General features: G+C 56.2%; 12 protein-coding genes. 1 reads left to right on the forward strand and 11 read right to left on the reverse strand.

The window, feature by feature from the left end:
* Window positions 1–69: 69 nt before the first annotated feature.
* Genes thiE through H7846_RS10950 form a run of 4 tightly spaced genes read right to left on the reverse strand, consistent with a single transcriptional unit; the run spans window position 70 to window position 3,795 of the window.
* A complete protein-coding gene (gene thiE / locus H7846_RS10935; RefSeq protein WP_255460561.1) occupies window positions 70–744 on the reverse strand; it encodes a thiamine phosphate synthase in 675 nt (224 codons plus the stop codon).
* 35 nt (window positions 745–779) lie between these two features.
* A complete protein-coding gene (gene accC / locus H7846_RS10940; protein ID WP_186692091.1) occupies window positions 780–2,141 on the reverse strand; it encodes an acetyl-CoA carboxylase biotin carboxylase subunit in 1,362 nt (453 codons plus the stop codon).
* Window positions 2,142–2,180: 39 nt separating this feature from the next.
* Window positions 2,181–2,672, reverse strand: a complete 492-nt coding sequence (accB, locus tag H7846_RS10945) for an acetyl-CoA carboxylase biotin carboxyl carrier protein (protein WP_186692092.1) — start codon at window positions 2,670–2,672, stop codon at window positions 2,181–2,183.
* A 37-nt stretch (window positions 2,673–2,709) separates the two neighbouring features.
* Window positions 2,710–3,795: a M24 family metallopeptidase gene (locus H7846_RS10950; RefSeq protein ID WP_186692094.1), complete on the reverse strand. Its 1,086-nt coding sequence runs from the start codon at window positions 3,793–3,795 to the stop codon at window positions 2,710–2,712.
* Window positions 3,796–3,866: 71 nt separating this feature from the next.
* On the opposite strand from H7846_RS10950, the gene H7846_RS10955 reads away from it, so the two are divergent.
* Window positions 3,867–4,742 carry a metallophosphoesterase gene (locus H7846_RS10955; RefSeq protein ID WP_186692096.1) on the forward strand — a complete coding sequence of 292 codons (876 nt, stop codon included), beginning with the start codon at window positions 3,867–3,869 and terminating at the stop codon, window positions 4,740–4,742.
* Between the two features lie 53 nt (window positions 4,743–4,795).
* Here the strand turns inward: H7846_RS10955 and H7846_RS10960 are convergent, their stop codons facing one another.
* From H7846_RS10960 to H7846_RS10990, 7 genes are all read right to left on the reverse strand, one after another.
* Complete coding sequence (locus H7846_RS10960; protein ID WP_186692098.1) at window positions 4,796–5,347, reverse strand: DNA-3-methyladenine glycosylase I; 552 nt, start codon at window positions 5,345–5,347, stop codon at window positions 4,796–4,798.
* A gap of 49 nt (window positions 5,348–5,396) precedes the next feature.
* Entirely contained in the window at window positions 5,397–5,648 is a 252-nt protein-coding gene (locus H7846_RS10965) for a helix-turn-helix domain-containing protein (RefSeq protein WP_186692099.1), read from the reverse strand.
* A gap of 147 nt (window positions 5,649–5,795) precedes the next feature.
* On the reverse strand, window positions 5,796–6,830 hold the full coding sequence (locus tag H7846_RS10970) for a 6-phosphofructokinase (protein ID WP_186692100.1): 1,035 nt from the start codon (window positions 6,828–6,830) through the stop codon (window positions 5,796–5,798).
* Window positions 6,831–6,870: 40 nt separating this feature from the next.
* On the reverse strand, window positions 6,871–7,914 hold the full coding sequence (locus tag H7846_RS10975; protein ID WP_186692101.1) for an MBL fold metallo-hydrolase: 1,044 nt from the start codon (window positions 7,912–7,914) through the stop codon (window positions 6,871–6,873).
* A 16-nt stretch (window positions 7,915–7,930) separates the two neighbouring features.
* On the reverse strand, window positions 7,931–8,743 hold the full coding sequence (locus tag H7846_RS10980) for an HAD family acid phosphatase (protein WP_255460562.1): 813 nt from the start codon (window positions 8,741–8,743) through the stop codon (window positions 7,931–7,933).
* A gap of 118 nt (window positions 8,744–8,861) precedes the next feature.
* Window positions 8,862–10,649 carry an AMP-dependent synthetase/ligase gene (locus tag H7846_RS10985; RefSeq protein WP_186692103.1) on the reverse strand — a complete coding sequence of 596 codons (1,788 nt, stop codon included), beginning with the start codon at window positions 10,647–10,649 and terminating at the stop codon, window positions 8,862–8,864.
* Window positions 10,650–10,863: 214 nt separating this feature from the next.
* Window positions 10,864–11,502, reverse strand: coding sequence for a TetR/AcrR family transcriptional regulator (locus H7846_RS10990; RefSeq protein WP_186692104.1), 639 nt, complete (start codon window positions 11,500–11,502; stop codon window positions 10,864–10,866).
* Window positions 11,503–11,571: the final 69 nt, after the last annotated feature.

The raw sequence follows: 11,571 nt of genomic DNA on the forward strand, positions 1-11,571 counted from the left end.
TCACGTTGCAGTCTGTTCTACCGCAAATAAGACAGAATGTCTCTCCCGATCTTTCCTTCGACCTGTTTCTTATTGTGGAGGAACGGTAAGTGGCATGACCTCCAGGAACTCTTGCACCAAAGTTCCTGGATCGGCTCCTGAACGCAATAAAGCTCCAATCACCGCGATGGCGTCTGCCCCTGCCTCGATCACGCTGGCTGCATTTTCAGGAGTAATCCCTCCAATCGCGACCAGCGGACATTTCGTCAAAGCTCGCGCTCGACGCACTCCTTCCAACCCAACCACTGGGTCGGGATTCAGCTTTGTAGAGGTCGAAAATACCGGTCCGATCGCGATGTAATCCGCGCCGACGGCCTCTGCCGCACGCACCTGCTCATCGTTGTGAGTCGAGCAGCCCACGATGCCCCCAGGGCCCAGTAACGATCTCGCTTCAACGACCGCTGCGTCCTCTTGCCCCACATGCACGGCATTCCATCCCGCCTGTTGTGCAAGCGCCGGAAAGTCATTCATTACCAGAACGGCTTCTGTTCCGCGGAAGACTTCGGTAAGCAGGTGAGCATTCCTCAGAACCTCTTCCTCTCCTGCTCGTTTGTCACGGTACTGCAACAGTGTGACTCCCGCATCCCGCAGCTCTTCGGCAAATCGACGAAGCTCTATACCGCGACTGGCCAGCATCTCCGCATCTGCAATGACATACAGACGCGGAAGCACTAAAGTTCGCGAGGATGACTGATCCTGATTCACTGGTCCCAATTTCCTGACGAAGAGCCGTCCTACATTTAGGCCTGCTCTTCCTTCTGGCGTTCCAGGAAGCGCTCCATGAACTTCGTGTCAAACGTTCCGGCACGAAACTCCGGATCAGCGAAGATCCGCTGATGCAGAGGAATCGTCGTATGGATGCCCTGCACCACAAACTGGCTTAACGCTCGCTGCATCTTATTCATCGCTTCTTCACGGTCCTTGCCGTGACAGATCAGCTTGGCGATCATCGAGTCGTAATAAGGCGGCACCACGCCTTCGGCATACTGTGCCGTATCGACGCGAACGCCGTTTCCTCCCGGTACATTGAACGCTGTAATCTTGCCTGCGCTGGGAGTGAACTTATCCGGATGCTCGGCGTTGATTCGGCATTCGATCGCGTGGCCGCGAATCTCCACCGGTCCCGGCACAATTGAGTTCAGCTTTTCGCCAGCGGCGATCCTGAGTTGTGCCTTCACCAGATCAACTCCGGTAACCATCTCGGTCACGCAGTGCTCCACCTGGATGCGCGTGTTCATCTCGATAAAGTAGATCTTGCCATCTTCATCCATCAGAAACTCGATGGTGCCGGCATTCCAGTACCCGATGTTCTCAAGCGATTTCTTGATCGTCTTTCCCAGCTCTTCGCGCAGCTTCGGTGTGACCTGAAGACTCGGCGCTTCCTCAATCAGCTTCTGATGCCGTCGCTGAATGGAGCACTCACGCTCGCCGAGGCTCATCACATTGCCATGTTCATCGGCCAGCACCTGAAATTCAATGTGCCGGGGCTTCTCGATGAACTTCTCCATATAGAGATCGCCATTGCCAAAAGCATTAGCGGCTTCCGTCGAGGCTTGATTGTAGAGTGCGGGAAGCTCTTCTGCGCTGCGGCAGATACGCATTCCACGTCCACCACCACCTGCGACTGCTTTCAGAATGACTGGATACCCGACGCTCTTCGCCCATTCCAGTGCCTCGCCCTCGCTGGCAATGACTCCATCGGAGCCAGGAAGAATCGGCACCTTCGCCTTCTTCATCGTCTGGCGCGCCGTGGACTTCTCGCCCATCATGCGCGTTACTTCAGGGGGAGGCCCGATGAATTTGATATTCGAAGCGCGACACACCTCCGCGAAGTTGGCATTCTCGCTCAGCAGGCCATAACCCGGATGGATCGCATCCACGTCCGCGATCTCCGCCGCCGAGATCACAGCAGGCACATTCAGATAGCTTTCCGCCGAGCGTGGCGGGCCAATGCAGATGGCTTCATCGGCAAACTTCACATGCAGCGAATTTCTGTCAGCTTCGCTGTAGACAGCAACCGTACGGATGCCCATCTCCTTGCACGCGCTGATTACACGCAGCGCAATCTCCCCACGATTTGCGATCAATACCTTCCGAAACATAAATCCAGATGCCTTCCCGTCAAACGTTATCGAATGCCGTTATCGTGGCCGAATCGCAAACAGCGGCTGACCATATTCCACCGGCTGGCCACTGGTGGCGATTCTCTTGACCACCTCACCGGCCACATCGGACTCGATCTCGTTCATTAGCTTCATCGCCTCGACGATACACAATACCTGCCCGGCTTCGACCTGATCTCCGACCTGCACAAATGAAGGGGCTCCGGGAGCGGGCGACTCATAGAACGTCCCTACGATGGGCGACTTCACCTCGTGCAGCTTCTCCTCAGCAGCCGGGTTGGCCGATGCCGTCGCAGAAACCGCCTGGGTGGCAGGAGCTGCAACTGCCGGCGCAGAAGATACCAGACGGCTCAGTTGAGAAAGATCCAGACTGGTTGTCGGAGCCGCGGCTGCACCTGCAAACTTGATCCTCACCTTCAGATCGTCCTGCTCCATGTCGAACTCGGCGATCTCATTCGCCTTCAGGAATTCGACCAGCTCACGAAGCTCTTGCATCTTTGTTCCGTCCATCTTCTCTCCTGTGCCTCTTTGCGGCACGTTCTTGTTATTACAACTCAATCCAGGCCTTCACACTCGGCGTTAGCACTTCGCCGCCCGCCGCCGTAACCAGCACCATATCTTCGATACGCAATCCGAACTTGCCCGGCATATATACCCCCGGCTCAATCGTGATCACCATCCCCTGCTCCAGCGGCTGCGTCTGCCTCGCCGCAAGCCGTGGCCCCTCATGAATCTCAAGCCCAACTCCGTGACCGGTGGAGTGCGTAAACCATCCGTCGAGCCCTGCTCCGCGCAAAACGCTTCGTGCTGCCTCATCCACATCTCCGGCAGTCACGCCCGCAGCCACGGCAGAGACCGCCACCTGCTGCGCTTCCAGAACCGCATCATACACTTCCCGCTCTTCGGACTGTGCCTTACCCAGGTGGACCGTCCGCGTCATGTCGCTCATATATCCATCTAGAACAACACCAAAGTCGAGCGTCACGAAGCCTCGACGAGGCAGTTTCGCCTCGCTGGCGCGTCCATGAGGAAAAGCGCTGCGCTCTCCACTGGCCACAATCGTCTCAAACGACATCGCCTCAGCTCCGGCCAGCCGCGCCCGATGCTCCAGCGTGGCCGCAACCTCTCTCTCAGTCAACCCCGGACGCAGGTACTCCAGCATCTCATCAAAAAGCTGGCAACCGAGTTGAGCGGCAGCACGGATCTTTGCAATCTCGTCGGAATCCTTCACCTCACGGAGCCTTGCGATCAAAGGCTGGACCGGCACGAACATTCCTCGCCGCACCTTTGCCGGAACCGCTTTACGCATGGAATCCAGCAAGGCCACTGTCGTCTGCTCAGCGTCGAAACCACATCGCTTGACACCTGCCTCAGCCAGCGATTCGCAAGCCGCCGTAACGGCTGGTTTCTTCGCGATCACGACGCGGGTTCCTGTAGCCTCCGCCTTTGCTTGGGCGGTATACCGCCCGTCGGTAAAGAGCACCGCCTTGCTCCCTGACAACGTCAGGGCAGCATTCGATCCGGTAAAGCCACACAGGTAGCGAACATCGGGAAGATGGGTCACAAGCAATCCATCCACCCCGGCTCTGCTTACAGCCCGGGCTGCCTTTGTCCTCCGCGCTCGAAAGTTCATCTTTTTGATTCTACTCAACCGGAGCGCCTCGCGACGTAGCTTTCGGGCGCGAGGAACCGTTATCATGAACTATGTCCGTTGCCTTACGCGATTCCTCGAAGCCGAGCCTTACGCGTAGAAGATTCATTCTTGGTTCTGGTCTTACCGCTGCCGGACTTGCCTTTTACGCCGGTGAGATCGCCCGTCACGAGGTCGACGTTGTCGAAAACCGCGTCGCAATCGCCAATCTTCCCTCCGCCTTTCACGACTTCCGCATTGCCCAGATCTCCGATATTCACCTCGACGAGTTCACCGAGCCCTTTTTCCTCGAGCACGTCGTCAACAAAATCAATGCCCTTGCGCCTGATCTCGTCCTCGTCACCGGCGATTTCGTCACCCGTGGCTCTCTCACCTTTATCGACAGCCGTCACGCTGCTTACCGCTGCGCCGAGATCCTCAGCCGCCTGAAGGCTCCTCAAACCTACTGCGTCCTGGGCAATCACGACGTCGCCGTCAGCGCTCCTCTGGTAATCGGAGCATTGCGTTCGACTAAAATCCCGGTCCTGGTCAATGAGCACGTCCCCATAGAACGCTCCGGCTCTCGTATATGGCTCTGTGGAGCGGATGACGCAACCCGCCGCCCCGATCTCGGCTTCACCATTCCGGAGGCACCCGACGGCCCCGTTCTCCTGATGTTCCACGAACCGGATCTGGCTGACAGTGTCATCAAACACCCTCGCGGAAAATTCGTAGACCTGATGCTCTCCGGCCACTCACACGGAGGCCAGGTTCGAATCCCTTTCTATGGTCCGTTGATCCTTCCTCCACTCGGCCAGAAATATGTCATGGGGAACTACCGCTTAGGGAAGATGCAGCTTTACGTCAATCGTGGAATCGGAGCTGTTGGCCTGCCCTTCCGTTTCGCCTGCGCACCAGAGCTCACGATTCATACCCTGCAACCCGTCTGAGTTTTGCTTTGTCATTCCAGAACAACGCAGAGGAACCTGTTTTTACCAGCGGGCTACGTTCGCCGAAAACATTTCAAGGCGTGGTCGTTCACAATGCCCGTGGCCTGCAACCATGCATAGACAATTACCGGCCCGACAAATTTAAAACCGCGTTTCTTCAGCGCCTTCGATACCTCTTCCGACAACGCAGTCTTTGCGGGAACAACTCCAGTTGTATTCAGAATCGGCTTACCGCCAGCCATCTTCCATACCCATTGGGAGAAGTCTTCTCCTTCCGCCTGCATCTTTAAATAGGCCTTCGCGCCGCCAATCGTCGCTTCAATCTTTGCCCGAGACCGTATGATCCCCGGGTTCTCCAGAAGCCGTTCCACGTCGGCTTCCTTCATCTTCGCGACCTTCACCGGATCAAAGTTATGAAATGCCTTCCGGAAAGCATCGCGTTTGCGCAAAATCGTGATCCACGAGAGTCCCGCCTGAAACCCCTCGAGCATCAGCATCTCCCACAACGTCCGGCTGTCATACAGCGGCACGCCCCACTCCTCATCGTGGTAAGCACGATATAGCGGATCGCTCCCTGCCCAGCTGCAACGAACAAGTTCTTTCATGAAATGATTGGATTCGCCGGTAAGAACAAAGATGCCAGATCTACAGAGATCAGCGTGCTCGGCCTGCTGGTTTCTTCTGCTTCGGAGCAACTACGGCAGGAGCTGACGTCTTCACACCGCTCTTCTCATCCATCCACGCATCCAGCAGAGACTTCTTGAAACGCCAGCGATTGCCCAATTTGAAAGCAGGGATGAATCCCTCCGAGGCATAGCGATACAACGTATCTCCACTGATCCCGAGATACTCCGATGCCTGCCGGATATCCATCACCTCGCGGAATGCTACCTGTGCATGTGCCATCGGATAAGAACCTCCTTACCTCAGAAGAAAATGGGCGAAACCGGGAAGAGTTCCGGACAACCCGGCAATCTCTTTGTATTCCCTTTCGTCCGCCCATTTCAATCAAATTCTTCAGCTATTGCTTAGCAAGTTACTGATAACTCATCACTAAACAGGAGGCTGAAGGCCCTTTACCACGTCCAGCAGGTCCTTTCCGACCGTCCGGTTCTTCGCAATGGCATCAGCAATCGGAATATCCGAGATCTGCGTTCCCTTCAGCACCACAAGGCGTCCGAACTTACCTGCATGGACCAGATCGATCGCCGCCACACCATACCGCGTCGCCAGCATTCGGTCATACGCTGTGGGAGTACCACCACGCTGGGTATGCCCCAGGTTTACGCTGCGGGTCTCATACTTCGTGCGCTTCTCGATCTCCTCAGCCAACGCCTGCCCGATGCCGCTCAACCGTGCATGGCCGAAGGAATCCACCGCGGTTCCGTGCGTGGCCTGCTCTCCTTCCGGCAACTTCGCGCCTTCGGCTACGACGACAATCGAGAACTTCTTCCCATGGTCATGCCGATATTTCACCAGCTTGCAAACCTCGTCGATATCGATCGGGACCTCTGGAACCAGAATCGCATCGGCTCCGCCTGCAATTCCCGCCGTCACCGCAATCCATCCCGCATCGCGCCCCATCACTTCGACGACGATGACACGATTGTGTGCCTCCGCGGTTGAGTGCAACCGGTCCACGGCCTCTGTCGCAATGCTCACCGCCGTATCGAAGCCAAAGCAGACATCTGTTCCATTCAGATCGTTGTCGATCGTCTTCGGCACGCCGACACACTTCACTCCGCGCTCACTCAGCGCCAGGGAGATCGACTGCGTATCGTCTCCACCCAGTGCAATCAGAGCATCCAGCTTATGCTTCTGGAGCACCTCCACACACTTCTCAAATCCACCCGGAATCTTCTTCACGTTCGTCCGCGACGAACGCAAAATCGTGCCGCCCTTGTGCAAAATCCCCGACGTCGTCTCCAGGTTCAGAGGCATGGTGACATCCTCCAGAACGCCACGCCATCCCTCCATAAACCCAATGAACTCATCGCCATAGTGGAGAATCCCCTTCCGTACCGCCGCACGAATCACGGCATTCAGCCCCGGGCAATCACCACCACCAGTCAACACTCCAATGCGCATCGAATCTCCTTTTCTACGTCGGGAGCATGATACCGCAGCTTCAGCGCCACCACTCCGACCGCAGCGCAGTCTCGCGCACCACTTCCGTCGGTATCCCGGGCTCAGGAATCCACGTCGCAATGCCCTTCTCGTCTGCAAGCTCGCAGAATCGCTCGATCGGCTGTCGCCATCCATGCATCGCCAGGTCAAACAGGCCCCAGTGAATCGGCATCAGAAGGCCCTTGCTACCCAGTTCTTCGAACGCCCGCACCGCTCCATCGGGCCCAAGATGAATGTCCTTCCACAGTTCGTTGTAGGCCCCGATCTCAAGCATCGTCACATCGAACGGCCCATACGCATCACCGATCTCTTTAAACCCGGGCCACCATCCCGAATCGGCTCCGTAATAGACATTGTGTTTCGGTCCCTTCAACACAAACGACGACCACAGAGTTTCGAAGCGGTTGAACATGCTTCTCCCAGAAAAATGTCTCGATGGCAATGCCGTAATCTCAAGCGATGCATCGCCGATGCTCTGTGTCCAGTCCAGCTCCGTGATGCGGCGTTTCTTCACTCCATACTCTTCCAGAATCTCGCCCACTCCTAGCGAGGTCACCCACTCCGTATCGCGCAACGCCGGCAGCTTCGCAAGGTTCCGAATCGTCCACTCGCCTAAGTGATCGTAGTGGTCGTGCGAGACAATGACCACATCCAGTCGAGGCATATCTTTCAGCTTGAGTGGAGCTGCAAAGAACCTCTTCGGTCCCGCCCACCGTAGCGGAGAAGCTCGCTGATCCCACACCGGATCCACCAGCACCCGCATTCCATCGATCTCCACCAGCGTCGATGAGTGCCCCATCCATGTCAGTCTCAGTCCACTTGTTGGTGGCGTCCCATAGAGACTTACATCGGTACGGAACGGCCCCAGCGGTGTCCGTGGAGATTTCTCTTCCTTATTCCGAAGATAAAGCGGAAGCGCCTTACGCAGCGTCTCCCATCCACCCACTGACGTTGGCACAGGATTCAAAAAACGTCTGTGCTCATAAATAGCCTGGCGAAGCAGCGCTTTCGCTTGCTCCGCCTCTGGGGCATCCACAGATTCCATCCCTTCACCTCCGCAATCAAGGCAGATAATAGAACGGATTCGGCAGCTTCACACTCGTCTCTCCACGCGCCTGTCCGTTCAGATCGCTCCATTGATCGCCCATGTTCAATACGATGCGATAGCCCGCGTCAACGATCTTTTGTCGTTCCTGACTCTTATAATCCACCGTCGTCATCTGCTTCTGCGATCCTGCGCGAAGCGCCAGCCCTTTCCATCCTTTGAACCCTGCGCTCTCCAGATTCCTGGCTGTTGCCTCCCGCTGCTCCTCCCATCGCCCCGTAATAAAGAAGACATCCACACCCGCTGCCTGTGCTTTGTTCACCAGACGCACCGTGCCCGGAATCGGCATCGCCGCCTCAGGGGACATCGCCCATTTATTGAACGCTGCTAATAGGAAGCCATAGTCTTCTCGCCGCAACTCGCAGAAGTTCGTCATCGACGTCTCATCGATATCCAGAACGATTGCCAGTTTCTCTCCCTTCTTCTTCGAAGCAATCGCCCGCTCCAGTACGGTCTCTGCTCGCTTTGTCTGAGCATCCAGATCAGCCCAATAACACCCTACGGTTCCTGTGCACTCTGCATAATCAGCTAGCCGATAGCGCTCTGTGCCAAAGTTAGGAACAGGTTCTGCAGCCACCAATACCGTAGGATCCGCCGCTGCTGCCTCTGCCGTCTCTCGAACCTGTTCTGGCGATGGCCGCTTCGATGTCGTCAATGTCATTGGCCTGCTGGCCGGGTCCACCGAACACGAGGGAGGAGTTGTTATTTGCCCAACACAAACCTGACTCGCCAGCAAAACCACTCCCAACAGCCGCCACTCGCTCTTCATTCCGTCTCCTTGCATCATTCAATTTCTCTAAATTTATGGAAGTGTCATCCTGAGCGAAGTTGGCGCATTTTTTGCGGCAACGGAGCCGAAGGATCTGTGTTTCCTGAGCGGCAGGGATCTATCCCTTCGACGTCGCCTCATCAGCATAAAAATCTGCAATCTCGCGAGCGTACTTCTTCTCCACCACGCGACGCTTCAGTTTCAGGCTCGGAGTCAGCTCCTCCGTCTCCACACTCCATTCATCAGGAACCACCAGCATCCGCTTGATGCTCTCAAAATGGGCTAGCTCCTGATTCACTCGATCCACGATCTCCTGATACTCCTTCACCACCTTGGGATCCTTCACAAGCACAGTCGCGTCCTCCGTCTGTATTCCCTGCCCCTTTGCCCAGCCCTTCAACGCCGCAAGGTTCGGAGAGAGCAGTACGCAGGCGAACTTATGCTTATCTCCCACCATCGCCGCATGTCCTATCAGGTGATTTGCCTTTAACTTGTTCTCAATCGGCTGCGGAGCGATCAGCTTTCCGCCGCTTGTCTTCAACAACTCCTTCTTGCGGTCGGTGATCGAAAGAAAACCATCCTGATCAATATTTCCGATATCACCGGTCTTGAACCAGCCGTCCGCAGTGAAGGTCTCCTTTGTCTCCTGATCCTTCTTCCAGTACCCCTCAAAGATCGAAGGTCCTTTGACCTCCAGCTCGCCATCCACTGCAATGCGGCACTGCACATTCTCCAGCGGCTTTCCTACAGTTCCAATCCGATGAGCACTCGGATAGTTCAGCGCAATGACCGGCGAAGTCTCCGTTAGTCCATAGCCTTCGAAGATACGGATCCCCGCATCCGCAAACCATCCTGCGGTGTCCATTCCCAGCGGAGCTCCACCTGCAATAAAGATGTGCGCCTTCCCGCCGAACGCCTCGCGGATCTTTCCGAAGACCAGCTTATTCGCCAGCTTCCAGCTCAGCCCGCCAGGCTCCTTCCCTTTCAACGTGTCAGCCCGATGCGCCTTACCAACACTCAGCGCCCATGCAAGGATTTTGTTTTTCACCGGAGAAGCTGCCGACTTGCCCTCGACTGCCTGCCGGATTTTTTCGTAGACCCTCGGCACGGCAACAAAGATCGTGGGCTGCACAATCTTCATCGCCTCCGGAAGCTGTTCGAACTTTGCGCAATACGCCAGCTTTGTTCCATGACACAGCAGCGCATAGTCCAGGTGCCTCGCCGTCACATGCGACAGAGGAAGAAACGAGATGCTTACGTCCTTGTCGCCCAGCCCCAGGGAGCCGGTCGAATAGTTCAGGTTGCTGGCGAAGTTACCATGCGTCAACATGACACCCTTCGGCTCGCCTGTTGTTCCTGAAGTGTAGATAATCGTCGCCAGGTCTTCTGGGCGCGCAGTCTTCACCAGCACGTCGAATTCGGCATCGCGCTGCTGCTTCGCAACCGCCTCCTTCATCAAATCAGAAAATTGATCTGCTCCCTCATACTGGCCCTCATCCATCACCACCACATGTTCCAGCTCGGGAAGATCGCCAGCCTGACAGACCTTCTGGTACTGCTCTGCCGACGACACAACAATCGCCTTCGCACCGGAGTCCTTGAGCATGTAGCCAATCTGCTCCGGCGTTAGCGTCGGATACAGTGGAACATCGACACCACCAATCGCCAGCACCGCAAGGTCTGTCACCAGCCACTCCCAACGGTTCTCCGCCAGCAGCGCCACACGGTCCCCTTTGCCGATTCCCCATCCGCGCAGCACATCAGCCAGCGCCCGTACCCTGCCATAAAGTTGCACCGAAGAAATCGGAGACCAGCTCGCCGCTGCATCCTGCGCCATCAAAACCGCACGATCCCCACGCCCCGTGGCCCGCACAAAAACATCGTTTACCGTTCGCAGATCAAACATGTGCCTTGTACTTCTCCAGACTGACGCTGCGCGTCGTTCACTGATCATCTACGACTACAAACAGCCACAACGAATAATCCGCGGCTCTTCTAAGAACCAGCATTCCGTTCGAATGCCTCAGTTTTGTAAGGGCACGGCTTTAGCCGTGCCGTAACATCCGCTAATATCCATGCGGCTTTAGCCGCTGGGGTACTCTTCCCTGCTCAAAACTCGTTTAGCAGGGAAACGCATCCCCTGTTCCCTGCCTTCCAATCCCATTCAACAGCACATCCATTACCTGCCGCGCCGTTGTCTTGGAATCATAAACGCGCCCAGTAAACACCGCCGAGCTCAGCAATTCATCGATCGCACCAAACATGCAGTGCGCCACAACGCCATCGGAGACATCGAGCCGGAAGACACCCTCCTGCTGCCCCCGTCGCACCACCTCGCGAACCATCTGGATGTACTTCACCAAATGATGATGGGAGAACTCCGCAATAAACTTCGCGCTCTGACGCACCTCGGTCTGCATCAGGATCGCCATGCTCCGGTTCTCCCGATGACTCTCCAAATGGACCTCGGCGATGTACTCCAACTGCTCCCGAGGGTCCTTCAATAACTCGAACCGCTCTTCGAGCTTCCGATAAAACCGTTCGAAGGTCGCGTCGATCGCCGTGCGCAATACGTCGTCTTTATTTTTGAAGTAGAGGTAAACCGTCCCATCGGCCACCCCGGCGCGCTTTGCAATGGCGCTGATCGGCGAGTGGAAGTATCCACGCTCAGCGATCACCTCCACCGCCGCATCCAGAATCCGCTGATACTTCTCGCTCCCCGGACCGGTCGTCGGCGCCTTCTCCAACTCCGTTACCATCCAAATCCTCGCCTCTTGATCTTCATGATCTTCTCTTTTCCTTGAGTGAAGAAACCCAGTTTTCTCGCA

The sequence above is a fragment of the Edaphobacter sp. 4G125 genome (assembly GCF_014274685.1).
GTDB lineage: Bacteria > Acidobacteriota > Terriglobia > Terriglobales > Acidobacteriaceae > Edaphobacter.